28 protein-coding genes are annotated in these 23,278 nt (G+C 64.5%); 5 read left to right on the forward strand and 23 right to left on the reverse strand.

Annotation, left to right across the window (positions count from 1 at the left end; translation table 11 throughout):
* Window positions 1–12: 12 nt before the first annotated feature.
* Both EN824_RS24505 and tesB read right to left on the reverse strand, forming a co-directional pair.
* Window positions 13–351 carry a P-II family nitrogen regulator gene (locus tag EN824_RS24505; RefSeq protein WP_127280023.1) on the reverse strand — a complete coding sequence of 113 codons (339 nt, stop codon included), beginning with the start codon at window positions 349–351 and terminating at the stop codon, window positions 13–15.
* Window positions 352–653: 302 nt separating this feature from the next.
* Window positions 654–1,514 carry an acyl-CoA thioesterase II gene (gene tesB, locus EN824_RS24510; protein ID WP_023771879.1) on the reverse strand — a complete coding sequence of 287 codons (861 nt, stop codon included), beginning with the start codon at window positions 1,512–1,514 and terminating at the stop codon, window positions 654–656.
* Between the two features lie 118 nt (window positions 1,515–1,632).
* Here tesB and EN824_RS24515 point away from each other — a divergent pair, with 118 nt between their 5' ends.
* Window positions 1,633–2,892, forward strand: a complete 1,260-nt coding sequence (locus EN824_RS24515; protein WP_135932780.1) for a ubiquinone biosynthesis hydroxylase — start codon at window positions 1,633–1,635, stop codon at window positions 2,890–2,892.
* Window positions 2,893–2,952: 60 nt separating this feature from the next.
* On the opposite strand, the gene EN824_RS24520 is transcribed toward EN824_RS24515, so the two are convergent.
* From EN824_RS24520 to EN824_RS24530, 3 genes are all read right to left on the reverse strand, one after another.
* Complete coding sequence (locus EN824_RS24520; protein WP_135932781.1) at window positions 2,953–3,483, reverse strand: hypothetical protein; 531 nt, start codon at window positions 3,481–3,483, stop codon at window positions 2,953–2,955.
* 153 nt (window positions 3,484–3,636) lie between these two features.
* A complete protein-coding gene (locus EN824_RS24525; RefSeq protein WP_127276761.1) occupies window positions 3,637–3,993 on the reverse strand; it encodes a YciI family protein in 357 nt (118 codons plus the stop codon).
* The gene (locus tag EN824_RS24530; RefSeq protein WP_127872836.1) at window positions 3,990–4,217 is read right to left on the reverse strand and encodes a hypothetical protein; all 228 of its coding nucleotides are present in this window, start codon (window positions 4,215–4,217) and stop codon (window positions 3,990–3,992) included. The genes EN824_RS24525 and EN824_RS24530 overlap by 4 nt, the downstream gene beginning before the upstream one ends.
* Before the next feature lie 214 nt (window positions 4,218–4,431).
* Between EN824_RS24530 and EN824_RS24535 the strand changes: the two genes are divergently transcribed.
* Window positions 4,432–4,857, forward strand: a complete 426-nt coding sequence (locus EN824_RS24535) for an OsmC family protein (protein WP_135932782.1) — start codon at window positions 4,432–4,434, stop codon at window positions 4,855–4,857.
* A gap of 67 nt (window positions 4,858–4,924) precedes the next feature.
* Here EN824_RS24535 and EN824_RS24540 read toward each other — a convergent pair whose 3' ends face one another.
* The 7 genes from EN824_RS24540 to EN824_RS24575 all read right to left on the reverse strand — a co-directional run bounded on the left by EN824_RS24540 (window position 4,925) and on the right by EN824_RS24575 (window position 10,328).
* A complete protein-coding gene (locus tag EN824_RS24540) occupies window positions 4,925–5,551 on the reverse strand; it encodes a DUF480 domain-containing protein (protein WP_127276769.1) in 627 nt (208 codons plus the stop codon).
* 227 nt (window positions 5,552–5,778) lie between these two features.
* Window positions 5,779–6,558, reverse strand: coding sequence for a succinate dehydrogenase iron-sulfur subunit (locus EN824_RS24550; protein ID WP_135921982.1), 780 nt, complete (start codon window positions 6,556–6,558; stop codon window positions 5,779–5,781).
* Window positions 6,558–6,992, reverse strand: a complete 435-nt coding sequence (locus EN824_RS24555) for a DUF3052 domain-containing protein (protein WP_127872833.1) — start codon at window positions 6,990–6,992, stop codon at window positions 6,558–6,560. The genes EN824_RS24550 and EN824_RS24555 overlap by 1 nt, the downstream gene beginning before the upstream one ends.
* A 2-nt stretch (window positions 6,993–6,994) precedes the next feature.
* The gene (gene sdhA, locus EN824_RS24560; protein WP_135932783.1) at window positions 6,995–8,830 is read right to left on the reverse strand and encodes a succinate dehydrogenase flavoprotein subunit; all 1,836 of its coding nucleotides are present in this window, start codon (window positions 8,828–8,830) and stop codon (window positions 6,995–6,997) included.
* Window positions 8,831–8,834: 4 nt separating this feature from the next.
* Window positions 8,835–9,230 carry a succinate dehydrogenase, hydrophobic membrane anchor protein gene (gene sdhD / locus EN824_RS24565; protein WP_135916574.1) on the reverse strand — a complete coding sequence of 132 codons (396 nt, stop codon included), beginning with the start codon at window positions 9,228–9,230 and terminating at the stop codon, window positions 8,835–8,837.
* A 2-nt stretch (window positions 9,231–9,232) separates the two neighbouring features.
* Window positions 9,233–9,646: a succinate dehydrogenase, cytochrome b556 subunit gene (sdhC, locus tag EN824_RS24570; RefSeq protein ID WP_127276780.1), complete on the reverse strand. Its 414-nt coding sequence runs from the start codon at window positions 9,644–9,646 to the stop codon at window positions 9,233–9,235.
* A 256-nt stretch (window positions 9,647–9,902) separates the two neighbouring features.
* Window positions 9,903–10,328, reverse strand: coding sequence for a hypothetical protein (locus EN824_RS24575; RefSeq protein ID WP_135863414.1), 426 nt, complete (start codon window positions 10,326–10,328; stop codon window positions 9,903–9,905).
* Between the two features lie 271 nt (window positions 10,329–10,599).
* Here EN824_RS24575 and EN824_RS24580 point away from each other — a divergent pair, with 271 nt between their 5' ends.
* Window positions 10,600–10,962 carry a hypothetical protein gene (locus tag EN824_RS24580; protein ID WP_127872906.1) on the forward strand — a complete coding sequence of 121 codons (363 nt, stop codon included), beginning with the start codon at window positions 10,600–10,602 and terminating at the stop codon, window positions 10,960–10,962.
* On the opposite strand, the gene EN824_RS24585 is transcribed toward EN824_RS24580, so the two are convergent.
* The 9 genes from EN824_RS24585 to rplS form a co-directional block, all read right to left on the reverse strand.
* Complete coding sequence (locus EN824_RS24585; RefSeq protein WP_135863416.1) at window positions 10,946–12,163, reverse strand: GGDEF domain-containing protein; 1,218 nt, start codon at window positions 12,161–12,163, stop codon at window positions 10,946–10,948. The genes EN824_RS24580 and EN824_RS24585 overlap by 17 nt on opposite strands.
* Window positions 12,164–12,238: 75 nt before the next feature.
* Window positions 12,239–13,435, reverse strand: coding sequence for a GGDEF domain-containing protein (locus EN824_RS24590; RefSeq protein WP_135883207.1), 1,197 nt, complete (start codon window positions 13,433–13,435; stop codon window positions 12,239–12,241).
* 157 nt (window positions 13,436–13,592) lie between these two features.
* Window positions 13,593–15,002, reverse strand: coding sequence for a 3-isopropylmalate dehydratase large subunit (leuC, locus tag EN824_RS24595; protein ID WP_135863418.1), 1,410 nt, complete (start codon window positions 15,000–15,002; stop codon window positions 13,593–13,595).
* 400 nt (window positions 15,003–15,402) lie between these two features.
* Window positions 15,403–16,038 (reverse strand): class I SAM-dependent methyltransferase, encoded by a 636-nt coding sequence (locus EN824_RS24605; RefSeq protein ID WP_127276790.1) that lies wholly within the window; start codon window positions 16,036–16,038, stop codon window positions 15,403–15,405.
* A gap of 55 nt (window positions 16,039–16,093) precedes the next feature.
* On the reverse strand, window positions 16,094–16,903 hold the full coding sequence (locus EN824_RS24610; RefSeq protein WP_127276792.1) for an amino acid ABC transporter permease: 810 nt from the start codon (window positions 16,901–16,903) through the stop codon (window positions 16,094–16,096).
* A 75-nt stretch (window positions 16,904–16,978) separates the two neighbouring features.
* The gene (locus EN824_RS24615; protein WP_127276794.1) at window positions 16,979–17,776 is read right to left on the reverse strand and encodes a transporter substrate-binding domain-containing protein; all 798 of its coding nucleotides are present in this window, start codon (window positions 17,774–17,776) and stop codon (window positions 16,979–16,981) included.
* A gap of 167 nt (window positions 17,777–17,943) precedes the next feature.
* Entirely contained in the window at window positions 17,944–18,444 is a 501-nt protein-coding gene (locus EN824_RS24620; RefSeq protein WP_127872826.1) for a MarR family winged helix-turn-helix transcriptional regulator, read from the reverse strand.
* A complete protein-coding gene (locus tag EN824_RS24625) occupies window positions 18,441–18,854 on the reverse strand; it encodes an organic hydroperoxide resistance protein (protein WP_127276798.1) in 414 nt (137 codons plus the stop codon). The genes EN824_RS24620 and EN824_RS24625 overlap by 4 nt, the downstream gene beginning before the upstream one ends.
* A gap of 439 nt (window positions 18,855–19,293) precedes the next feature.
* On the reverse strand, window positions 19,294–19,842 hold the full coding sequence (gene rplS / locus EN824_RS24630; protein WP_096451662.1) for a 50S ribosomal protein L19: 549 nt from the start codon (window positions 19,840–19,842) through the stop codon (window positions 19,294–19,296).
* 338 nt (window positions 19,843–20,180) lie between these two features.
* Between rplS and EN824_RS24640 the strand changes: the two genes are divergently transcribed.
* Window positions 20,181–20,933 (forward strand): sulfite exporter TauE/SafE family protein, encoded by a 753-nt coding sequence (locus EN824_RS24640; protein ID WP_127281190.1) that lies wholly within the window; start codon window positions 20,181–20,183, stop codon window positions 20,931–20,933.
* On the opposite strand, the gene trmD is transcribed toward EN824_RS24640, so the two are convergent.
* Together trmD and rimM are read right to left on the reverse strand one after the other, a co-directional pair.
* A complete protein-coding gene (gene trmD / locus EN824_RS24645) occupies window positions 20,915–21,613 on the reverse strand; it encodes a tRNA (guanosine(37)-N1)-methyltransferase TrmD (RefSeq protein WP_127872825.1) in 699 nt (232 codons plus the stop codon). The genes EN824_RS24640 and trmD overlap by 19 nt on opposite strands.
* Window positions 21,610–22,209 (reverse strand): ribosome maturation factor RimM, encoded by a 600-nt coding sequence (gene rimM / locus EN824_RS24650; protein ID WP_127276297.1) that lies wholly within the window; start codon window positions 22,207–22,209, stop codon window positions 21,610–21,612. Before rimM ends, trmD begins: the two co-directional genes overlap by 4 nt.
* Window positions 22,210–22,324: 115 nt before the next feature.
* On the opposite strand from rimM, the gene EN824_RS24655 reads away from it, so the two are divergent.
* Complete coding sequence (locus EN824_RS24655; RefSeq protein WP_135916572.1) at window positions 22,325–23,263, forward strand: tyrosine recombinase XerC; 939 nt, start codon at window positions 22,325–22,327, stop codon at window positions 23,261–23,263.
* The last annotated feature ends 15 nt before the right edge of the window (window positions 23,264–23,278 follow it).

Genomic DNA, 23,278 nt, shown 5'->3' on the forward strand with positions numbered 1-23,278 from the left:
CGTGTTCGCCGCTCAGAGTGCGTCGGTGTCTGTTTCGCCGGTGCGGATGCGCACCGCCTGGTCGATGCCGAAAACGAAGATCTTGCCGTCGCCGATCTGACCGGTCTTGGCTGCGGCGGTGATGGCTTCGACGGCCTTGTCGACCATGTCGGCCGCGACCGCGACTTCGATCTTGATCTTCGGCAGGAAGGAGACCGCGTATTCCGCCCCGCGATAGATTTCCGTATGTCCCTTCTGACGCCCGTAGCCTTTGACTTCGGTGACGGTCAGGCCCTGGATGCCGACGGCGGTGAGCGCCTCGCGCACCTCGTCCAGCTTGAACGGCTTGATGATTGCCATCACGATTTTCATAAGGTTTCACCCTTTGCTGTTGCGGTCCCCCGCGTTTGCACACCTTCACCGATCCCGAGGAGCCGGAGAGTGCCCCCAAGGATTCAAGCTCCGTGCCAAGTGCCGAAGCAGGGTATTAACCTGTTGTAAACAAAGGGAATGGAGTGGCCGGAACCGGCAGGTGCTGACGCCTGCGGTGCATCATATGCTCAAAAATTATGCAATTTTTCGAAATTGCCTATTTTGCCGGCTTTGGGAGTGACCCCGAAAAGGCGAGGCTGGGTTTCGGAAAAGATCATGCTCAAACAAGACCCGCAAAGTGCTCAACGCTTGAGCCGGATCAGGCCTTCCTGTGCCATCGAGGCAATCAGCGTGCCGTCACGGGCATAGAGCGTGCCGCGGCTGAAACCGCGCGATCCCGAGCTCGAGGGACTGTCCTGTGCATAGAGCAGCCAGCCATCGAGCGAATGCGGCCGGTGGAACCACATCGAATGGTCGAGGCTGGCGGCCTGGATGTCGGGATCGAACAGGCCGCGCCCATGCGCGAAGGTCGAGGTGTCGAGCAGCGTCATGTCGGAGAGATAGGCGAGCAGCACCGACTGCAGCGCGCGGTCGTCGGGGACGGGACCGGCAAGGCGGATCCAGACATTCTGCCGGGGCGGCAGCTTGTCGCGGCTTTCATAATGCTGGAGATTGACGGGTCTCAGTTCCAGCGGCCGCTCGCGCGCCCAGAAACGGCGCACCGCTTCCGGCACCCGGTCGGCAGTTTCGAGCAGCTGGCGCTGCGTCTTCAGCCCTTCCGGCGGCGGCACGTCGTCGGGCAGCGCGAACTGATGCTCGAGCCCTTTCTCGTCGACCTGGAACGAAGCCTCCAGCGAAAAGATCGCCTGTCCGTGCTGGATCGCCAGCACGCGCCGCGTGGTGAAGGAACCGCCGTCGCGGATGCGGTCGACCTCGTAGATGATCGGCACCTTGATGTCGCCCGGGCGCATGAAATAGCCGTGCAGCGAATGCACGAAACGGTCCGGCTCCACCGTGCGCTGCGCCGCCACCAGCGCCTGGGCGATGGTCTGGCCGCCGAACACGCGCTGCCACTCCACCTGGGGGCTGCGACCACGATACAGATTGTGTTCCAGCCTCTCGAGGTCGAGAATGCGCAGAAGCTCGTCGATCGCCGCCGTCATGTTTTGTGACCTCGCCGCAAAATTGCTATGGCCGTTTCCGACAGGAAGAACGAGCCGTCAAGGGCGCGAGCCCCCGGTCGGCGCGCCCAAAGGGTCGCCGAGAGAAGGAGCCAGGACAATGGAACGCAAGGCGGACGCCAAGACCAGATCCGGGCTCGATGTTCTCGTCGCCGGTGCCGGCTATGTCGGCCTGGCCGCCGCCGTCTCGCTGAAGCAGGCACGGCCGGGCCTCGCCGTGGCGCTGGTCGATGCGGCGCCCGCCGGATCCTGGCAAAGGGATGGCCGCGCCTCGGCCATCGCCGCGGCCGCGTGCCGCATGCTCGACCAGCTCGGCGTCTGGGCCGAAATCGCGCCGAGGGCGCAAGCGATCACCGAGATGATCATCACCGATTCACGCAGCGCCGATCCGGTGCGCCCGGTTTTCCTGACCTTCGGCGGCGAGGTGGCGCCGGGCGAACCCTTCGCGCACATGGTCGCCAACCGGGCGTTGAACGGCGCCTTGCGGGCCAAAGCCGAAAGGCTCGGCATCGACATCATCGAAGGCGTGGCGGTGCAAGGTTTTGAGACCAATGGCGCCGGCATCACGGTGCACCTGGCCGACGGCGCCACGTTGACGGCGCGGCTGCTGGTTGCCGCCGACGGCGTCAATTCGAAACTGCGCGACATGGCCGGCATCAAGACGGTCAAGTGGGAATACGGCCAGTCCGGCATCGTCTGCACCGTCGCTCACGAGCGGCCGCACAATGGTCGCGCCGAAGAGCATTTCCTGCCCGCCGGCCCCTTCGCCACGCTGCCGCTGAAACCCGACGAGGACGGCACCAACCGTTCGTCGATCGTCTGGGTCGAACGGACGGAAGACGCCAAAACGCTCGTGGAAGGCGACGATCTCGTCTTCGAGCATGAACTCGAACAGCGCTTCGGCCTCAAGTTGGGAGAAATCCGCGTCGCCGACAAGCCGCGCGCCTGGCCGCTCGGCCTCACCATCGCGCGCGCCTTCGTCGCGCCGCGCATCGCACTTGCCGGCGACGCCGCGCACGGCATCCATCCGATCGCCGGCCAGGGCCTCAATCTCGGCTTCAAGGATGTAGCCGCACTTGCCGAGGTGATCGTCGAGGCCGACCGGCTCGGCCAGGACATCGGCGCGCTCGACGTGCTGGAACGCTACCAGCAATGGCGCCGTTTCGACACGGTGCAGATGGGCGTCACGACGGATGTGCTGAACCGGCTGTTTTCCAACGACATCACCCCGCTGCGCACCGTCCGCGACATCGGCCTCGGCCTCGTGGAACGCATGCCACGGCTGAAGGAGTTCTTCATCCGCCAGGCATCGGGCCTTTCCGCCGGCACGCCAAGGCTGCTGAAGGGCGAGGCGATCTGAACCTGCCCAGCTTCGTCATCAATCACCAAGGTCTGCGAACTGCCGATGGACCCAAGGGTCCTAGTTCACTTCAAAACCGAGCTTCTGGCGCAGCCGCAGCATGCGCTGGTCCGGTATCTTCAGGCCCCGCTCACCGCCTTGAGCAACCCGGTTCAGCATCTGCAGCAGATCGTCCCGTTCGCTCGGGTCGAGGCGCTCGCGCAAGAAGGGTGCTAGCTTGTCGATGACAATGGTGGTGTCGTCTATTTGCGAGGCAGCCCACTTGGCATAGACAACCGCCTCGTCGGTCTTCTTCTGGCCGGCCGCGATCTGCGAAATCACCTCGCGAATGACGGCCTCGCGCTGCGGCAGAATCGGGCCATCTTCCGAAACCATCGCGGTGATCAGCGTCGCGGCGGCCACAACCGGATCGTCGATCGCCGTCAGCGGCGAGAGCGCGGCCTGCTTGCGCAGTTTCTTGCGCCTGATGTTGCCTTGCACGCGCCCGACGACGTCGGCGACCTCGCGCGCGGCGTCGTTCATCGCCTTCATCCGGTACCACCAGAACGCCGCCGCGCCGAGCACGCCAAGGACAGCAATCAGGAAAGGCATGTCCAAATCCCCCGAAAATCCCGGCGACGATAGGAGAACTGTCGCGTTGCTTCAACACGCAAGAGTTGCCTCTAACGAAGAAAAAACAATTCGTGGCTGGTGAAGCTTAGGCGGGTAAACAAGCCGGTTCGCGCCATCGAAGCCGGGGGCCGCCTATGACCCCGGTATGTCGTAGACGGCCCGAACCTCGATCGTGCCGATTTCGGCCAGCGGAATGCCGGCGGCAATGTCCAGCGCCTCGTCGAGATTTTCGGCCTCGACCATGACGAAGCCAAGCAACTGCTCCTTGGTTTCGGCGAAGGGCCCATCGATGATCAACCGCTTGCCCGTGCGACGGCGCACGGTCTTGGCTGTCGTCACCGATTGCAGTGCCTGCGCGACGATCAGCTTGCCTTGTTGATCCAATGACCTGTCGTAGGCCAGCGAGTCGGCGTCGAGTTTGGCCGACCTTTCGGCGGTAAGTGCATAAAGATCTTTTTCCTCACCATAGACCAGACAGACATATTTCATTTCAAGCTCCCTTCCTGCGCCAAACCATAGGATGCGGCGACAACCATGTCAGCCTTGCGGTCGACCGCCGCCGCATGATCGAGAAGGCATGCCGCGACCACAATGATGGCAACAGCGGCCAGCAGCCTGCCGAAGCCGGACGCCGGCGGGTCCAGCCAGAAGTCTTCCTCTCGCTCCGGCCCGCGGCCCGGCCTCTTCCACAGCGCGAAAAACAGATTGTCCATGTGAACCTCCATCCGGCCACAATTCCCGTGGCCGCCCGCAGGACGGTCGGCCCGGATGGAAGCCGACATTTTTGCATGCATATTTTTCCCGGAAGAAGGGGGCCGTCATCGCGCCGTGGTGCAAACAGCGCAGTGGTCTTCGCGCACGCCCGCGCTATAGTTGGCCTGAAGCTGACTCACCCAGGACAAGTTCACGACAACCCAGGAGGACTCCATGGACCGCACCGCAAACGCCGTCTGGAAAGGCAATCTGAAAGAAGGCAAGGGCACGCTCGACACGCAGAGCGGAACCCTGAAGGGTACACCCTATTCGTTCAAGGCGCGCTTCGAGGACGAAAGCGGCAAGTCCGGCACCAATCCGGAAGAGTTGATCGCCGCGGCCCATGCCGGCTGCTACGCCATGCAGCTCTCGCATTTCCTGGCCGAGAACGGCACGCCGGCGGCCGAGCTCGACGCCAAGGCGGTGGTAACGCTGATTCCGGGCACTGGCATTACCGGCAGCGCGATCACGCTGGTCGGCAAGGTGCCCGGCATCGATGCTGCGAAGTTCAAGGAACTGGCCGAGAAGGCCAAGGCCGAATGCCCGGTCTCCAAGGCGCTCGGCGCCATCAAGGTTTCGCTCGACGCCAGGCTGGGCTGAGATTGCGGCATCCCGTGTGAAATCCGGCGCGCATGGTCGCGCCGGGCACGTTAATCAGAGAAGAGGGCTAAGCGCCCAGCGCATCAAGCCGCGCGCGTAGTGCCGCGACTTCCTGCTCCAGCGCCTCCAACCGTGCTTCCAGGTCGGAGGCAGGCATCGCCGTCACACTCCGTTGCGCCGATAGCGCTGCGACGTCCACCGGGCCGGCGAGCAGATGCACATAGCGGTCCTCGCGCTGGCCCGGCCCGCGCGGAATTTCCTGCACCAACGGCGGCCGGCGGCCGATCAGCATGTCGAGTTCTCCGCGCAGATCCTCGATCGACGAAAACCGTGCCATGCGCTCGGCTCGCGCCAGCAGTTCATGCGCCGTCTGCGGTCCGCGCAGCAAGAGCAGGCCAAGCAAGGCGGTCTGCGGCGTGGTCAGTGAAAAGCGCTGCGCCATCTGGTGCTCGTAGCGCTCGACGCGCGAGCCGAACATCTGCCGCACCAGCCCTTTCTGCTCAAGCAGCTTCAGCGCCCGGTGCACCTCTGTCTGTTCCAGCGCCATGACAGGCTCACGCGCCGTCTTCTGGTTGGCCGCGGCAAGTGCCGCATTGAGCGTCAGCGGATAGACGTCCGGCGTCAGCTCCTTCTTCTCGATCAGGCAGCCAAGCACGCGCGCTTCGACGGGAGAGAGGATGGGAAGGTCAGTCATTGGGCTGCTATCCTTTCTGACGCTCGCCGGACAGCGCCCCCCTTTGTCCTGCCGGACATCTCCCCCCATGGGGGATCGGCAGCTTCGCCGACGGCGCCCGATCTTTCAACCTTGAGATTGGCCAAAGCCAGGATGACGGCCAATCTCCCCATCCGTGGGGGAGATGTCCGGCAGGACAAAGGGGGGCGCGAAGGATCGCTGCGTTGGAGATTGCCGCAAGCGAAGGCCTAAACCCGTCTCTCCACCATCATCTTCTTGATTTCGGCGATCGCCTTCGCGGGATTCAGCCCCTTCGGGCAGGTCTGCGCGCAATTCATGATGGTGTGGCAGCGATAGAGCCGGAACGGGTCTTCCAGATTGTCGAGTCGTTCGCCCTTGGCCTCGTCGCGGCTGTCGATCAGCCAGCGATAGGCCTGCAGCAGTGTCGCCGGGCCGAGATAGCGGTCGCCGTTCCACCAGTAGCTCGGGCAGGACGTCGAGCAGCAGGCACACAGGATGCACTCGTAAAGCCCGTCGAGCTTCTCGCGGTCCTTATGGCTCTGCAGCCATTCCTTGGCTGGCGTCGGCGACACCGTCTTCAGCCACGGCTCGATCGAGGCGTGCTGGGCATAGAAATTGGTGAGGTCCGGCACCAGGTCCTTGACCACCTGCATATGCGGCAGCGGGTAGACCTTGACGGCGCCGGAAATGTCGTCACAGCCCTTGGTGCAGGCGAGCGTGTTCGAGCCGTCGATGTTCATGGCGCAGGAGCCGCAAATGCCTTCGCGGCAGGAGCGGCGCAAGGCCAGCGTCGGATCGATCTTGTTCTTGATGTAGAGCAGCGCGTCGAGAACCATCGGCCCGCAATCGTCCATGTCGACGAAATAGGTGTCCATGCGCGGGTTCTCGTCATCGTCCGGCGACCAGCGGTAGATGCGGTATTCGCGCAGGTTGGTCGCGCCTTCCGGCTTCGGCCAGGTCTTGCCCTGCTGGACCTTGGAATTCTTGGGAAGCGTGAGTTCGACCATTACCTCAGGTCCTTTCGGATGACGAGCTTCAGCCCGGACCAGATTTCGTTCACGGCGGCGACCTTGACGTCGACAAGGTCGAGCTTGAGCGCTTCAGCGCGGACAACGCCCTCGGTGACGTCGGTGACCACCTTCGAGGCCTTCTTTGGCCAGGACACCCAGACCATGCCATCGCGCTTGATCGCCGCTTCGACGGCGCCGAGGCGATCCTCGATCTCGGCGCGCTGTCTGGTGAAGGCGTGGACGGCATCGTATTTCAGGGTTGCGCCCGAAATGTCGGACCATTCGGCCAGCCGGTCGACCTCGGCGAAATCAACGGCCCCTGTGAGGCTCTCGAGTTCCCTCGGCAACGCGATGAAGGCGGCAATCATGCCGTCCTTCAGGCCGAGCTTGGCCGGAAGGGGCGTACCGGAATATCCCGCCGCCGTAGCCATTGTCAGTACACTCGCGCCTTCGGCGCGATCTTGGCGAGACTGATGCCGCCGTCCTTTTCGGCCACCAGCGGCTCGGTGTGCACCGGCCGGTAGGTCAGCGTGACATTGCCGTCCTCGCTCAGATGGGCAAGCGTGTGCTTGCGCCAGTTGGCATCGTCACGGGCGGAAAAATCCTCCCGCGCATGCGCGCCGCGGCTCTCCTTGCGCGCTTCGGCGCCATAGACGGTGGTGATGGCGTTGGCCATCAGGTTTTCCAGCTCCAGCGTCTCGACCAGGTCCGAATTCCAGATCATCGAGCGGTCGGTGACCTTGATGTCCTTGAGCTCGCCCCAGATCTCGGAAACGCGCTTGCAGCCTTTTTCGAGCGATTCCTGCGTGCGGAACACCGCAGCGTCCTCCTGCATGGCGCGTTGCATCTTCTCGCGCAGCACCGCCGTCGGCGTTGAGCCGTTGGCATGACGCAGCCTGTCGAAGCGGTCCATGATCTTCTCGACCGAAGCCGCGTTGGGCGAAGGGATGGGCGAATTGCGGTCGATCACCTCGCCGGCGCGGATGGCCGCGGCACGGCCGAAGACGACCAGATCGATCAGCGAATTCGAGCCCAGCCGGTTGGCGCCGTGCACGGATGCGCAGGCGGCCTCTCCGACCGCCATCAGGCCGGGCGAGACCCGGTCTGGATTTTCGGCATTCGGGTTGAGCACCTCGCCCCAGTAATTGGTCGGCACGCCGCCCATATTGTAATGCACCGTCGGCAGCACCGGGATCGGCTCCTTGGTCAGGTCGACGCCGGCGAAGATCTTGGCCGATTCCGAGATGCCCGGCAGCCGCTCATGCAGCACGGCCGGGTCGAGATGGTCGAGGTGCAGGAAGATGTGATCTTTCTTCGGCCCGACGCCGCGGCCTTCGCGGATCTCCATCGTCATGCAGCGTGAGACCACGTCGCGCGAGGCAAGGTCCTTGGCCGACGGCGCATAGCGCTCCATGAAGCGCTCACCCTCGGAATTGACGAGATAGCCGCCCTCGCCGCGCGCGCCCTCGGTGATCAGGCAGCCGGCGCCGTAGATGCCGGTCGGATGGAACTGCACGAACTCCATGTCCTGCAGCGCAAGCCCCGCGCGCGCCGCCATGCCGCCGCCGTCGCCGGTGCAGGTATGCGCCGAAGTGGCGGAGAAATAGGCGCGGCCATAGCCGCCGGTCGCCAGCACCACCATCTTGGCGGAGAACCGGTGGATGGTGCCGTCGTCGAGGTTCCAGGCCACCACGCCGGTGCAGGTGCCGTCCGGCTCCGTGATCAGGTCGAGCGCGAAATATTCGATGAAGAACTGCGCGTTGTTCTTCAGCGACTGGCCGTAGAGCGTGTGCAGCATGGCATGACCGGTACGGTCGGCGGCCGCGCAAGTGCGCTGCACCGGCGGCCCTTCGCCGAAATTCATCATCATGCCGCCGAAGGGCCGCTGGTAGATCTTGCCCTCTTCCGTGCGCGAGAACGGCACGCCGTAGTGCTCGAGCTCGTAGACTGCCGCAGGTGCCTCGCGCACCATGTATTCCTGCGCGTCGATGTCGCCCAGCCAGTCCGACCCCTTGACGGTGTCGAAGAGGTGCCACTGCCAGTTGTCCGGACCCATATTGGCGAGCGAGGCGGCGATGCCGCCTTGCGCGGCGACCGTATGCGAGCGCGTCGGGAACACTTTGGTGATGCAGGCCGTGCGCAGGCCCTGTTCGGCCATGCCGAGCGTGGCGCGCAGGCCAGCGCCTCCGGCGCCGACGATGACCACGTCGAACTTGTGGTCGACAAAGGTGTAGCCTGCCGTGTTGGCTGATTTCGTGTCCTGGGCCAAGACTTCAGCCTCCGAATGCCAGTTTGAGCAGGGCGAAGAGCGAAGCGACGCCGACCGCTATCGAAAAGAAGGCGTTGAGTGCGATCAGCGCGAGCTTCATGCCCTCGCCATGCAGATAGTCCTCGATGATCACCTGCATGCCGAGCCGCATATGATAGAGCCCGGAGATGAGCATCAGCGCCAGCACCAGGGCCACGAAGGGATTGGCGAGCGTCGCGCGCACTTCCGCGTAGCCATGACCATTGACCGCGATGAGGAAGCCGACGAAGAACAGCGTCAGCGGGATGTTGGCGATGGCCGTCAGCCGCTGGCGCCAGAAATGCCCGGTGCCTTCGCGGGCCGAGCCCAGGCCGCGGACCTTGCCCAGCGGCGTACGCATGTCGGTCTTTCCGGTGCTCATGGTCAGGCCCCCCGCGCCATATAGCCGGCGATCCAGATCAGGAGTGTGAGCAGGACCGAGCCGGCAAGCGTCGCCCAGGCGATCTTCGAGGCCGTGTGTTTTTCCAGGCCGGCGCCGGTGTCCCAGACCAGATGGCGGACACCACCCAGCATGTGATGCATCAGCGCCCAGGTGTAGCCGAACAGGATGAGCCGGCCGAGCCAGGTGCCGAAAGCCCAGTTCACCCAGTCGAACGTGGCTTGCGAACTCGCCGCCGCCATCAGCCAGACGGCGACCAGCAGCGTGCCGAAATAGAGCGCGCCACCCGTGATGCGATGGATGATCGACATCGTCATGGTGATCGGCGGCCGGTAGACCGTCAGGTGCGGCGAAAGCGGCCTTTCGCGTCTGGCTTGGGTGGCTGGTGATTTGCTCATGGCTGCCCCAGTTCGGCGTCTCCCGCCTCAGGTGGAAATGCGGCATTGCCGCTTCCGGTTGCGACTTCGGACAGCCGGTTTCTAATGCTCTTTTTGCACCGCGTCAAAGCCAGAAAACCGTTTCGAAAACGTAATTTAGTCTGACTAAAAGGTCGGATGCGGCTTCAATCGATTAGCGGCCGGACACCCGAAGCCGGCTCGATATCGCTGCAGTGCAGCATGTCTGGCCCGGGGCGCTGCCGTGTCGGGATTTGCGTCAGCGGGTGCAGGTCTGCGGCGTCGACCCTCTCTTCATCACCAGCGCCTCGCGTCCGTCGATCACGATTGCGTCATGCGTCACCGCCTGGTAGCGGCTGCTCTGGTTGGCCGGCGACGCCGCGAACTCCTCGGTGGCGCCTTCCTGCCCCACCACACGCAGCGACGTGCCGAAATTCTGGATGGTGATCATGCCGCCATTGCCGCATCTATAGGTGGCCGTGCCCGTGGTGAAGCGTGGCGCCGTGAGGTCCGTGGTGATCTTGGTCGCCGGCGGCGCGGGCTGTTGCTGGGTGGGGGCGGCAGGCGCCACCACGGGTGTCACCGTGCTCGCTGCCTTGGGCGCGCCGTCTTGCGGCACACAGGCACCGGCCGCGAGAAGCAGCGGAATAACGAACGACACCCGAACCGTTCGGCCAAACATCATGTGCTGCCCCTCTCATGCCCGGGCACGCTAGCCACGCGGCGCGCCGAGATCAAGTTCACCCGGGATTCCAGCGGGCCACGCCGGCCGGCCGTGGATATCGGCGGCAACTCGAACGCGACGCCTATAAATTAACCATGTTCATTAAGAAACGGCCACGGAACCGCTCCGCCCCTTAACAAAGGTTAAGAAAGGGTTAATTTCCGATTCGGACCAGATCGGGGCGCGATCTCTCTCGCGCCGACAAAGGGAGAGCGACATGCGTTCCAAATCAGTGCGGGCCAAATCAGTACGGACAAGCCTCGCGGCCGTCACGCTGACGGCACTTGCGGTTGCGGTGGCCGCGCCGGCCGAGGCCGGCTTGCGCCACCATGACCGCGTCTACGCCGATTCGTTCGGCAATCTCGTCATCGACAGCGCCGCTGGCTACAAGCGCATCATCGTCGGCGAAGGCAAGCTGGCCAAGCAGCTGTCCGACTACACCAGCGCCGGCCAGCCCAAGGTGATCTACCAGAACGAATCCGACGACATATCGGGCGACGGCGACTGCTATCGCCCGCCGGTGTTCGTCAAGGGCCGCTCCTATATGTACGGCCTTTCCGATGGCGAGATGCCGCAGCTCAGCCCCTGCCGCTGAAACGGGCCTGGCCGATTTTTACAACGGCCAGCCCATCGGCCGGCCCGGTGGAGACACGCACGCAGTCGCGCCCGGCATTCTTTGCCAGATAGAGCGCTTCATCCGCACGCCGCATCAGGTCGGAGAAACCCTCGCCGATGTGAAGCTCGGCAATGCCGAAGCTCGACGTGCAGCGGCTGTCGGCCGGCAGCCCGCTGATGGGCAACGCGCCGAATGCGTGGCGGGTGCCTTCCGCGAACAGCCGGGCGGTTGCAAGATTGGCGCCTGACAGGATAACGGCAAACTCCTCGCCACCGATGCGGCCAACCACGTGATGGCTCTCGGCCGCTTCTCGCAGCAGGCCGGCGAAGGTCTCGATCACCCGATCGCCGGAGGCATGGCCGAAACTGTCGTTGATGGTCTTGAAATGATCGAGATCGGCAATGACCATCGCCACCGGCATGCCCGAACGCGTGGCGTCGTGCACGGCCAGCTCCGCCTGACGCGTGAAGCCGCCACGGTTGAGCAGGCCCGACAGCGTGTCCATCTCTGACTTCGATGTCACTTCGGCGAGTATGTCGCGGACCAGGATGGCCAGAATGAGCAGCGCCAGCGCCAGCCCGAAGACCGTGCCGAGCGACTGCGACACCAGCGCGTAGCTGCTTTGCAGATAGGCCTGCGGATTGGCGCCCCAGCCGCCCAGCGCATGCGCGATGAAAGGCTTTGAGGCAAACTGCAGGCCGCTGGCGGCAAGCACCGCCATCAGGATCAGATCGAGCCGGCCACGGCTTTGCCGCGACGACCAGACGATGCCAAGGCCGACGAACTGCATGACTGCGTAGGGAAGCTGGTAGGCCATCATGCGAGTGAGCGACTGGCGCGGCAGATCCTGCACGAAATAGACCGCGATGGTGGCGGCGGCCAGGAAGAACAGCATCGGCGTCCATGGCGGCGCCACGCCATATTTTCGCGCAAGCCCGCCATTGAAGGCAATGGTGGCGCCAAGGAAGACGGCGAAGGCGGCAGCCACCGGAAGCCGCGCGTCGCTGAAGGCGGGAATGCTGAATTCGATGGCAAAGTAGGCCATGCCCAGGACATAGCCTGACGCCAGCCAGCGCGCCGGGGCGCGGCCGGCATCATGGAACGAGACCGCCATGAAGGATGCCGCCAGCAGGCCGGCAACCGACAGGTTGATCAACAGGATGAAGTTGGCGCCGTTCATAGATCCTCAAACCCCCGCCGACAGCTAAACATCGACGGGCGAAAAAGACGTTAACGCGAAGCGCGGAGGTGGTGGTCAGCAGGCCTTGACCGGCTCCGGCACGAACACCGTCTCCGGTCGCTCGTAGGAAAGGCGCACGCTGTCGCGACCGTTTTTCTTGGCCTTGTAAAGCGCCTCGTCGGCCCGGCGCATCAAGGGTTCCAGCGTCTCGTCGCCGCTGCGGGCCGCCACGCCGAAACTGGCGGTGACCTTGGTGCCGGCGGGAAGCCCGTCGACGCCGCCGGCCGAATAGACCGTGCGCACCGCTTCGGCGAACAGCCGCGCGGCGGCGAGATCGGTCAGCGGCAGGAGCACGGCGAACTCCTCCCCGCCGATACGGCCCGCGGCACCTCGTGCTCCCGTGGCCGAGCGCAGTTTGGCGGCGAAGTCCGCGATCACCCGGTCGCCGGCGGCGTGCCCGTGCACGTCGTTGAGGGCCTTGAAATGGTCGAGGTCGGCCAGCACCAGCGCCACCGGGAATTTGGCCACGGCGCAACGCTGCAGCAGCATGGCCGCGCGCTCCCCGAAACCTCGGCGGTTGAGCAGCCCCGAAAGCGGATCGGTATGGGTTTCCGTCTTTAGTGCCTTCATCACGTCGAGCGCGGCGGCGGTGAAGAGGCAAAGCGCGATCAGCAGCGACAGCAGCGCGTGCGACAACAGCGCCGTCGTCCAATAGGACGAGCCGTAGAAGCCGTCATAACTGGCGAAGGGCCCGTGCGCGATGACCACCACCAGGGTGCGTACGAAGAAGTTGACGCTGGACAGCAGCGACAACACGAACAGGATCATTTCTGTCGGGCCATTGTTGCGCACCGGGCGCAGTTCGGCGGCGACGAGCAGGCTGACGCCACCGAAACCGAAATTCATCGCCAGGATGCGCCAGGTGAGATCCGGCGTGACGAACAGGAACCACGCGAAGGCCGCAAGGCCGCCGCCCGCCAGAACGGCGATTCCCACTGCGGGCACCTTCCTGCCATAGCGGGCAATGATGGCGCCGGACAGGCAGCAGGCGGCGATGGAGAAGCAGATGTTCGACACCAGCTTGGTCAGCACCACGCCAATGGGCAAGGTGAAATACTGGAACAGGAATCCCGGCGCCGACACGCAGTAGCTGAGCGCCAGCACCGCCAGGTAGGGACGATGGCGCTGATAGAACCACAGGACGAGGAACGCCGCGCCGAGCGCCAGCGCGATCGTCGGATTGAGCAGCGCTATCAATAGGCCAGTGTCCAAAGGACCGTGACTTCCCTTCGTTTGACGTCGGGGAAGACCATAGGGGGCAAGCCCAAACAAGCGGTTAAGCGAAGGCGCATATGCGGCCGCGTGAATGAAGAAAGGCCCCGGACAGCGACGCGGTCCGGGGCCTGGAATGCGCTCGGGATCGGACGGCCTACTTCCAGTCGCGGATGTCGACGAAGTGGCCGGCGATCGCCGCCGCCGCCGCCATCGCCGGCGACACCAGATGGGTGCGGCCCTTGAAGCCCTGCCGGCCCTCGAAATTGCGGTTCGAGGTCGAGGCGCAGCGTTCATGCGGCTTCAGCCGGTCGTCGTTCATGGCAAGGCACATCGAGCAGCCCGGCTCGCGCCAGTCGAACCCGGCGGCGCGGAAGATCTTGTCGAGACCCTCGGCTTCCGCCTGCTCCTTGACCAGGCCGGAGCCCGGCACGATCATGGCATCGACATGCGGGCTGACCGTCTTGCCCTCGACCACCTTGGCGACGGCGCGGAGATCCTCGATGCGGCCATTGGTGCAGGAGCCGATGAAGACGCGGTCGAGCGTGATGTCGGTGATTTTCGTCCCTGGCGTCAGGCCCATATAGTCGAGCGCGCGCAGCTTGGAGGTGCGCTTGTTCTCGTCTGGAATGTCTTCCGGGTTGGGCACGATGCCTTGCACGGAGACGACGTCCTCGGGCGAGGAACCCCAGGAGACGATCGGCGGCAGCTTGGCCGCGTCGAGCACGATCACCTTGTCGAAATGCGCGCCTTCGTCGGTCCGCAGCGTCTTCCAGTATTCGAGCGCCGCGTCCCAGGCAGCGCCCTTGGGCGCGCGCGGCTTGTCCTTGACATAGGCGAAGGTGGTCTCGTCCGCCGCGATCAGGCCGGCGCGCGCACCGCCCTCGATCGACATGTTGCAGATCGTCATGCGGCCTTCCATCGACAGCGCACGGATCGCCTCGCCGGCATATTCGATGACGTAGCCGGTGCCGCCAGCGGTGCCGATCTCGCCGATGATGGCGAGGATGATGTCCTTGGCGGTGACGCCTTCAGGCAGCACGCCATCGACGCGCACAAGCATGTTCTTGGCCTTGCGCTGGATCAGCGTCTGCGTCGCCAGCACATGCTCGACCTCGGACGTGCCGATGCCATGCGCCAGCGCGCCGAAAGCACCATGGGTGGAGGTGTGGCTGTCGCCGCAGACGATGGTCATGCCGGGCAGCGTAAAGCCCTGCTCGGGGCCGATGATGTGGACGATGCCCTGGCGGATGTCGTTCTCCGAATAATACTCGACGCCGAAATCCCTGGCGTTCTTGGCCAGCGCCTCGACCTGGATGCGGCTTTCCTCGTTCTTGATGCCGAACTTGCGCTCGGGCGAAGTCGAGACATTGTGATCGACCACGGCCAGCGTCTTTTCCGGATGGCGGACTTTTCGGCCGCTCATGCGCAGGCCTTCAAAGGCCTGCGGGCTGGTCACTTCATGGACGAGGTGGCGGTCGATATAGAGCAGGCAGGTGCCGTCGTCCTGGCGGTCGACGACATGGTCGTCGAAAATCTTGTCGTAGAGGGTGCGCGGTGCGCTCATGTGCGTAAATCCGTCGATATGAGAATGGGAAAGAGCTGATGCCGCAAACCCGCGGCCGGCCGTCAGGATCAGCGAAGTCGGCTGGTCAGGGCGCCGGACACGCGCGCGGAAAAGCGCGACGGCAGGCGTTTTCTGTCCTGCAGCACGAATCCCTTGTAAGCCGGATCGCCAAAAAGCTCTTCCATGGCCGGGTAGATAGCAATGTTTTGGCTTTTCGGCAATTGCGGCGTGGGTCAGCGCTTCTTCCTTCTCCCCTTGTGGGAGAAGGTGTCGCCGCAGGCGACGGATGAGGGGTGTTCCAGCGGAGTGAGACGCTGGCTTTCCCCTGGAACACCCCTCATCCGTCTCGGCGCTATCGCGCCGATCCACCTTCCCCCACAAGGGGGGAAGGGAAGTCCGCTCAAAGCACCTCGAACACAAACGTCTTCACCAGAGCCTCCGGCTCGCCGATCGCATAGCAGCGGAACCACGGGCTTGCCTCGACCGCCCGCCATTTCCCTGCCTGCTCCAATTCGTCGAAGACAGCCTGAAAACCGCCGCTCTCGAACACCTGGTCGCGCACGGTGAAGATGGCGTGGCCGCCCTTCTTCGTGATGCGCACCAGTTCGTGCAGGCTCGATGCCGGCGCATGGCTGATTGTGAACACGCCGGTCGAGAAGAAGGCTCGGAAATGCCCATCCGGCCACGGCAGCGGTCCGCCCAGCATCGCCTGCTTCAGTTCGCTGTAGGCGTTGCGGCTGCCGGCGATCTTGAGCATGTCGTTCGAGAGATCCAGCCCGGCGATGTCGCCGTAGCCGAGCGCCTTCAACGAAGGTCCCGACAGGCCGGTGCCGCAGCCGGCGTCGAGCAGCGGCCCCTCGCCCGCCGGCACGTGGCGCGCCACCCAGGCGGTGATCAGGAACGGCAGGAGATAACCGAGCGAGGCGGTCTCGCTGTCATAGGTCGCCGCCCATGCGGCATAGGCCTGCGCCAGCGTTTCGGGCGTATCGGCGGTGTAGACCGAATCCAGCGCCGCATTGGCCTTGTCGATGTTCATGGGCAAGCTCCTCCTCCGGTCAGCAGCCGAGCCTAACGCTGTCCTTGCCGAAAAACTATTCCTCCTGCTGGCGGCGCAAACGCCGCTCCAGCGTCCTGAGCGCCAGCGAAAGGCCGACTGTGAGGATGAGGTAGATATAGGCCGTTATCGAATAGGTCTCGAAGAAGCGGAATGAGCCGGCCGCATAGACCTTGCCCATCTGGGTGATGTCGGCGACGCCGAGCACCGAGACCAGCGAGGAATCCTTGACCAGGGCGACGAAATCATTGCCGAGCGGCGGCAGGATGGTGCGGATCGCCTGGGGGAACACGACCAGCCGGAAGCGCTGCGCGCGACTCAGCCCCAAAGCCTTCGCCGCCTCTATCTGGCCTTTCTCGACCGACTGGATGCCGGCCCGGAAGACCTCCGAGATGAAGGCCGAATAGCCGATGGTCAGCGCCATGATGGCGCGCCACAGCAACGACACGTCGCGCACCAGAAGCTCGCCGAACAGGCCGGCATTCTGCAGCGGCGCGGTCAGCGCGTTCCAGGCCGCGACGGAGGCCGGCGCGCCGGCAAACGCGATCCAGAACAGCAGCACCAGGATCGGCACGCCACGGATGATCTCGACATAGAAGCGCGCGATCTGCCGCAGCCAGGTTGAAGCAGACAGGCCCATCAGCGCGATGCCGAGACCGATGACCGACGCCATGGCGAAGGCAACGACGGTGACGAAGACGGTGATGCCGATACCCTTGGCGACGGTGGCGAAGACCTGGGCGTAGAGATCGCTGGTGGCGATGAACAGCGCCGCCGCCAAGGCAAGGATGGCGGCGACGGCCAGCCACCAGGGGAATTCGGGTTTGGTGGTGGATGCGGATGGCATCAAAAGGCGCCGGAAAGGAAATCGCGCCGAGTCAGCGCAATTTCCTGCAAATCCACTGCGCGCACCAAGATGGGCTCACTGCCCCATCTTGTAATCAAGGAACCACTTCTTGTTCAGCGCATCCAGCGTGCCATCCGCCTTGAGCGCGGCGATCGCGGCGTTGACCGGCTTCACCAGGTCCGACCCCTTGGGGAAGATGAAGCCGAAATCCTCGGTGCCGAGCGGGCCGCCGATCAGCTTCAGCTTGCCCGCCGAAGCGTCGACATAGCCCTTGCCGGCGGTGCCGTCGGTCAGCACGACATCGACGTCGCCGGATTTCAGCGCCTGTACCGTGGCCCCGAACGTCTCGAACAGTTTGATGCGCGGGTTCTGCTCGTTGCCGTCGAGCACGCTGTAGACGGCGGTGTAGAACGGCGTCGTGCCTGCCTGCGCGCCGATCAGTCCGTCCTTGAAGGCGCCGAAGGTCTTGGCGTCGGTGAAGCGGCTTTCATCGCCGCGCACCAGCATGAACTGTTCCGAGCGCATGTAGGGATCGGAGAAATCCACCTTCTCCTTGCGGTCGTCCTTGATGGTGATGCCGGTCATGCCGATGTTGTACTGGTTGTCGGAAACCGCCTGGATCATCGCGTCCCAGGAGGTGTTCTGGTACTCGACCTTGAAATTGAGCCGCTTGGCGATCTCGTTCATCGCGTCATATTCCCAGCCGATCTGTTTGCCGGTCTTGGCATCGATGAACTGCAGCGGCGGATAGGCGTTTTCCGTCACCACCACCACCTTCTTGCCGCCGAGATCGGGCAGCGCCTGCGCGAAGGCGGCAACGGGCGCCAGGACCAGAGCCAACAGGCCGGCCAGCAGCAATTTTGATTTTGTCACGACACACCCCCGAAATGATTGGCCGCGCGATGCCGGCGCGGCAGGAAAATCCAGCGCCGACTTTAGCTTTCCGCAAGCGCCTTGCAAGACGGGTCCACTGCGACGTTACGCGTCAACGTGGATTCCCGGCTTCTGGGAGGCGGTTTTGAGGACAGTCCTTGCCGCGATCAATCTTGGTCAATCGTGGCTTCGCGCAATCCCGCGACCAGGCGGGTGAGCGTGCCGTGTAGGGTTTTGAGCTCGGTCCGCTCCAGCGGCATGCCGCAATCGAGCGCGGTCTGCACATCCTTCATGTTCGCGCGCAGGGCCTGGCCCTTGGCCGTCGGCTCGACCAGCACCCGGCGCTCATCGGCGGCATCGCGCCGGCGGGTGACGAGCCCGCCCGCCTCCATCCGCTTGAGCAGCGGCGTCAGCGTCGCCGAATCCAGGCCGAGCGCCTCGCCAAGGTCGCCCACCGTGCTCGGCGCGCGTTCCCACAGCGCCAGCATCACCAGATATTGCGGATAGGTCAGGCCAAGCGGATCGAGCAGCGGCCGGTAGAGCTTAGTCATCAGCCCGCTCGCCGAATAGAGCGCGAAGCAGAGCTGCTGATCGAGCCGTGGCACGGGGATCGCCCCGGCGGCTTCCGCCGGGACTTCGCTGGCTTTCGTTTCGACCTTTGCCGTCATACCGCCTTTACCGAAAGCGCCACTTCGACATTGCCCCTGATGGCGTTCGAATAGGGGCAAATCTGATGCGCCGCCGATACAAGCGCTTCCGCGGCCGCCTGATCAAGGCCTTTCGTCTCCGCCGCCAACGCGACGCCGAGCCTGAAGCCCTCGCCATTGGGAAGCAGGCTGACCGTGGAGGTTACCGCGGCATCCGCGAGCGGCAGCTTCTGCTTGCGCGCGACGAAGCGGACGGCGCTTTCGAAGCAGGCGGCATAGCCGATGGCGAAGAGCTGCTCGGGATTGGTGGCGCCGCCCGGCCCGCCGAGCTCCTTGGGCATCGCCAGGTCGACCTTGAGCAAACCGTCAGCGGTCTCGCCATGGCCGGCGCGGCCGCCGGTGACGCGAGCCTGTGTGGTGTAGAGTGCCATATCGTAGTCTCCAATTAATTTGTACACGATTAGTTAGTACACAATATAATCAGGCGTCAAGCTCCCTGCCGCTGTGTTTTCGCTATCTTAGAGGATGGGAATCCCAGACTTCGTCATCCTAGGGTGTAGCAGTCGCGAAGCGACGTCGCGGAAACCCTAGGATCCATGCCGTGATGGTCAACCTAGCACAGCGGTTCAGATGGGGTCGCGCTCACCGGAGCCAGCTCTGCACCGTAGCGGCGCTCAGAAGTTGCGGCATGGATCCTCGGGTCTGCGCCGCGTCGCTTCGCTCCTTGCTTCGCCCGTGGATGACGACACACAGATGTCTCGGCCAATCGCCAAGGTGTCCGTAAACACGAAGAACCACGGTAGAATGCCTGGCTGTTCGCCAAAACGAAAAAGGCGGCCGAAGCCGCCTTTTGAATGGATTTCCGAAACCTTATTCGGCCGGAGTGGCTTCCGCGGCGGCCTTGGCTGCTTCGGCCTCGGCGGCCGCCTTCTTCTCGGCGGCTTCCTTGGCGGCCGTCTCGGCGGCCAGCGCCTGGGCGGCGGCGACCTTCTCGGCCTCGATGCGGGCCTTCTCGGCGTTCAGCGCATCGCGCTCCTCATCGTTGAGCTTGCGGGCGCGCACGCCGGTGTTTTCCGAAATACGGGCCGACTTGCCGCGACGGTCGCGCAGGTAATAGAGCTTGGCGCGGCGCACCTTGCCGCGGCGCACGATCTCGACGCCTTCGACCATCGGCGAGAACACCGGAAACACGCGCTCGACGCCTTCGCCATAGGAGATCTTGCGGACGGTGAAATTTTCCTGGAAGCCGGAACCGGCGCGGGCGATGACGACGCCCTCATAGGCCTGGACGCGGGTGCGGGTGCCTTCGGTCACGCGGACCTGGACGCGCACGGTGTCGCCGGGCTGGAATTCGGGAAGCTTGCGCTTGGCTTCGATCTTGGCGGCCTGTTCGGCCTCGAGCTGACGGATGAGATCCATCTTGAAATCCACTTCTTGTTCTTCCGACAGTCAGAGCGCCCTACGCTTGCCTTGCCGTTCCATTGACCGCTCGGCTATGCCCTTTGTCTCCAAGACAATTGTCTTTAAAACATCGGACAGGGGCGACTACACCGTCATTGTTGACGGGTCCGGAAGATTGTTCTTGCCGGTACGGGCGGGCACATACAGCTATTTCGGCGCTTTGTCACGCCTTGGCCATGCATTTTTTGCCGGCATGGCTCCCGGCATGGCACCATCGTAATCCTGTCGTGCCGGGTTGCGCCGGTCCGGCAAGCTTCCTAAGCCAGAAATAGCACAGTTCTTCACGGCGGCCTTCCATGTCAGTCTTCGATGCCATCCTGCTCTTCCTGGCGGGCTTTCTGTCAGGCGCCGCCAACGCGGTCGCCGGCGGCGGCACCTTCATCACCTTTGGCGCCATGACATTGATCGGCGTGCCGCCGATCGTCGCCAACGCCACCTCCTCGGTAACGCAATTTCCCGGCTACATCACCTCGACGCTCGCCTACTGGGACGACATCAGGCACTTCTGGCGCGGCGCGCTGCTGCTCTGCCTGATCTCCGCCATCGGCGCCATGGCCGGCGCGCTGATTCTGCTCGCGCTCGACAATCCATCCTTTCGGGCATTGGTGCCATGGCTGCTTTTGGGCGCGACCGCGCTGTTTGCCGCCGGACCATGGCTGAAGCCGGCGCCGAAAGCCGGACACGAAGCGGCCGTGGGCTCGCTCGCCGGTTCGCTGGCGCAGTTCATCACCGCCATCTATGGCGGCTTCTTCGGCGCCGGCATGGGCGTGATGATGCTGGCAACGCTCGGTCTGACCCAGGCCGGCGACTACCACCGGCTGAACGCGCTGAAGAACATGCTGGCCGTGGTCATCGCGGCAGTCGCCATCGTCGTCTTCGTCTCGGGCGGTGTCGTCGCCTGGCCGCAGGCGATCGTCATGATCCCGGGCGGAGCGCTGGGCGGCTATGCCGGCGTCTGGATCGCCAAGCGCGTGCCGCAGAACGCGGTGCGCGGCTTCGTCGTCGCCGTCGGCCTGTTTCTGGCTTTTTACTATTTCACCAAGGGCTGAGCGCTCAAAAGATCGGGCCGCCTCTCCTTCGTCAGCCGCTCTGACTGGTCCCGCCGCCATTCGGCGATCTTCTTGTGATTTCCGGAGATCAGTACGTCCGGAATCGGCCTGCCCTCGAACTCTTGCGGCCGCGTGTAATGCGGATGTTCGAGCAGGCCGTTCTCGAAACTCTCTTCCTCGCCGGAGACCGCATTGCCCATCACGCCGGGCAACAGCCGCACCACCGCGTCGAGCAGCACGAGTGCTGCCGGTTCGCCGCCCGACAGGATGAAATCGCCGATCGAGACTTCCTCTAGGCCCCGCGCGTCGATCACCCGCTGGTCGACGCCTTCGAAGCGGCCACACAGGATGACAGCGCCCGGCCCGGCGGCGAGTTCGCGCACGCGCGCCTGCGTCAGTGGTTTGCCGCGCGGGCTCATCAGCAGGCGGGGGCGCGCATCTCCCGGCGGCGAGGCATGGTCGATCGCCTTCGCCAGCACATCGGCGCGCATCACCATGCCGGCGCCGCCGCCGGCCGGCGTGTCGTCGACGGTGCGGTGGCGGTCGGTGGCGAAGTCGCGGATCTGGATCGCATCAAGCGACCAGGTGCCCGCCTCCAGCGCCCGCCCGGCCAGCGACAGGCCGAGCGCGCCCGGAAACATCTCGGGATAGAGCGTCAGCACCGACGCGGCAAAGCTCACCGGTTGCCCCCGGCGTCACGCGGTCCGCGCGGCCGGCCCTTGGGATCGAAATCGTCCTCGCGCGGCGCCTCGCCATCCTCGTCCTCGACCAGGCCGGCCGCCACCGGGTCGACGCGGACGAACCCCTCGGCGATCGACACGGCAGGCACGGCGGCCTGCGTGAACGGGATCAGCACGCCCTTGCGCCCGGCGAGCGTCACATCGAGGATGTCGCCGCCGCCGAAATTGTGCACCGCGACGACCTTGCCGATGGCAGCACCGGTATCATCCCGGATTTCCAGCCCGATCAGGTCGGCATGGTAGAATTCGTCCTCCTCGCCATCGTCCGGCAGCATCGAACGGTCGACGAACAGCTCCGTGCCGGCGAGCGCTTCGGCCGCGTTGCGGTCGCTGACGCCCTTGAAGCGCACCACGACAACGGTGTTGGCGGGCCTTATGTCGGTGATCTGGAAGGCACGGCCGTCCCTGGCGTAGAGCGGCCCGTAGTCTGCCAGCGCCATTGGATCGCCGGTGAAGGTTTTCACCCGGAGCTCGCCCTTGATGCCGTGGGCGGCACCGATCACGGCCATCTGGACGGGGTTTTGGAGCTTGCTCATGGCGAAAAATCCTTTGTCCCTGCTCTAGCGCCGCCCCGCCGTCATTTCAATGACGGGCTCTTCACCGCTTCCTAACCCGGCTGCCGGAAAATGACCGCGAACCGGAACAGACCCGATGCAGGAATTCCTCATACCGGCAAAACCCGATCTCCAGGCGGCGCGTGAAAACTGGCTGAAGATGCTGGCGCGCGAACGCCGGCTGTCGCCGCAAACCGTCGAGGCGTATGAGCGCGATTCTCGCCAGTTCCTGCACTTCCTCACCGGCCATATCGGCGGACCGCCCGGCATTTCCGATATCGCCAATCTGCGCCCGGCCGATCTGCGCGGATTCCTCGCCACCCGGCGCAATGCCGGCGCCGGCGCTCGCACGCTCGGCCGCGGGCTGGCAGGCATCCGCTCGCTGCTGCGATTCCTCGAACGGCGAGGCCTGGCCAATGCGGCGGGCGCCGCGGCCCTGCGGGCGCCACGCCAGCCCAAATCGCTGCCCAAGCCGCTGACGGCGAGCGATGCCAGGCAGGTGGTCTCCGTCGAGGGTCAACTGGCCGAAGAACCCTGGATCGCCGCCCGCAACGCCGCCGTGCTGACGCTGCTCTACGGCTCGGGCCTGCGCATTTCGGAAGCGCTTGGCCTCAGCGCCGCCGATTTGGCATCTGAAGCCTACACCGTGCTGCGCGTCACCGGCAAGGGCGGCAAGACGCGGCTGGTGCCGGTGCTGCCGGTCGCGCTCAGGGCTATCGCCGAATACCGCCGGCTCTGTCCCTACCATCTCGATCCAAAGGAGTTGCTGTTTCGGGGCGCGCGCGGCGGCCCGCTCAACCCGGCCATCATCCAGCGCGACATGGCAAAACTGCGCTCGGCGCTCAACCTGCCCGATACAGCGACACCGCATGCCTTGCGCCATTCCTTCGCCACTCATCTGCTCGGCCGAGGCGGCGATCTGCGCACCATCCAGGAATTGCTCGGCCACGCCAGCCTGTCGACGACGCAGATCTACACCGGCGTCGACACGACGAGACTGCTGGAAATCTACGAATCGGCCCATCCCAGAGCCTGAACCCTTCAATTTTGC

Source organism: Mesorhizobium sp. M8A.F.Ca.ET.181.01.1.1, assembly GCF_004792025.1.
Classification (GTDB): Bacteria; Pseudomonadota; Alphaproteobacteria; order Rhizobiales; family Rhizobiaceae; genus Mesorhizobium.

What these genes read in the sequence shown, in the direction of transcription:
- sdhC (WP_127276780.1), bottom strand. Translation starts at nt 9,646, where the DNA reads ATGAGCAAATCACCAGCCACCCAAGCCAGACGCGAAAGGCCGCTTTCG.
- tesB (WP_023771879.1), bottom strand. Translation starts at nt 1,514, where the DNA reads ATGACGGCGGCGATCGACGAGCTTCTGCGCATTCTCGACCTCGAGAGG.
- EN824_RS24505 (WP_127280023.1), bottom strand. Translation starts at nt 351, where the DNA reads ATGAAAATCGTGATGGCAATCATCAAGCCGTTCAAGCTGGACGAGGTG.
- rimM (WP_127276297.1), bottom strand. Translation starts at nt 22,209, where the DNA reads ATGAGCAAGCTCCAAAACCCCGTCCAGATGGCCGTGATCGGTGCCGCC.
- EN824_RS24525 (WP_127276761.1), bottom strand. Translation starts at nt 3,993, where the DNA reads ATGAAATATGTCTGTCTGGTCTATGGTGAGGAAAAAGATCTTTATGCA.
- EN824_RS24550 (WP_135921982.1), bottom strand. Translation starts at nt 6,558, where the DNA reads ATGGTCGAACTCACGCTTCCCAAGAATTCCAAGGTCCAGCAGGGCAAG.
- sdhD (WP_135916574.1), bottom strand. Translation starts at nt 9,230, where the DNA reads ATGAGCACCGGAAAGACCGACATGCGTACGCCGCTGGGCAAGGTCCGC.
- rplS (WP_096451662.1), bottom strand. Translation starts at nt 19,842, where the DNA reads ATGGATCTCATCCGTCAGCTCGAGGCCGAACAGGCCGCCAAGATCGAA.
- EN824_RS24555 (WP_127872833.1), bottom strand. Translation starts at nt 6,992, where the DNA reads ATGGCTACGGCGGCGGGATATTCCGGTACGCCCCTTCCGGCCAAGCTC.
- EN824_RS24585 (WP_135863416.1), bottom strand. Translation starts at nt 12,163, where the DNA reads ATGAACGGCGCCAACTTCATCCTGTTGATCAACCTGTCGGTTGCCGGC.
- EN824_RS24530 (WP_127872836.1), bottom strand. Translation starts at nt 4,217, where the DNA reads ATGGACAATCTGTTTTTCGCGCTGTGGAAGAGGCCGGGCCGCGGGCCG.
- EN824_RS24605 (WP_127276790.1), bottom strand. Translation starts at nt 16,038, where the DNA reads ATGAACATCGACAAGGCCAATGCGGCGCTGGATTCGGTCTACACCGCC.
- EN824_RS24655 (WP_135916572.1), top strand. Translation starts at nt 22,325, where the DNA reads ATGCAGGAATTCCTCATACCGGCAAAACCCGATCTCCAGGCGGCGCGT.
- EN824_RS24640 (WP_127281190.1), top strand. Translation starts at nt 20,181, where the DNA reads ATGTCAGTCTTCGATGCCATCCTGCTCTTCCTGGCGGGCTTTCTGTCA.
- EN824_RS24535 (WP_135932782.1), top strand. Translation starts at nt 4,432, where the DNA reads ATGGACCGCACCGCAAACGCCGTCTGGAAAGGCAATCTGAAAGAAGGC.
- EN824_RS24575 (WP_135863414.1), bottom strand. Translation starts at nt 10,328, where the DNA reads ATGATGTTTGGCCGAACGGTTCGGGTGTCGTTCGTTATTCCGCTGCTT.
- EN824_RS24540 (WP_127276769.1), bottom strand. Translation starts at nt 5,551, where the DNA reads ATGACTGACCTTCCCATCCTCTCTCCCGTCGAAGCGCGCGTGCTTGGC.
- EN824_RS24610 (WP_127276792.1), bottom strand. Translation starts at nt 16,903, where the DNA reads ATGCCATCCGCATCCACCACCAAACCCGAATTCCCCTGGTGGCTGGCC.
- EN824_RS24520 (WP_135932781.1), bottom strand. Translation starts at nt 3,483, where the DNA reads ATGCCTTTCCTGATTGCTGTCCTTGGCGTGCTCGGCGCGGCGGCGTTC.
- EN824_RS24515 (WP_135932780.1), top strand. Translation starts at nt 1,633, where the DNA reads ATGGAACGCAAGGCGGACGCCAAGACCAGATCCGGGCTCGATGTTCTC.
- EN824_RS24625 (WP_127276798.1), bottom strand. Translation starts at nt 18,854, where the DNA reads ATGGCACTCTACACCACACAGGCTCGCGTCACCGGCGGCCGCGCCGGC.
- EN824_RS24620 (WP_127872826.1), bottom strand. Translation starts at nt 18,444, where the DNA reads ATGACGGCAAAGGTCGAAACGAAAGCCAGCGAAGTCCCGGCGGAAGCC.
- leuC (WP_135863418.1), bottom strand. Translation starts at nt 15,002, where the DNA reads ATGAGCGCACCGCGCACCCTCTACGACAAGATTTTCGACGACCATGTC.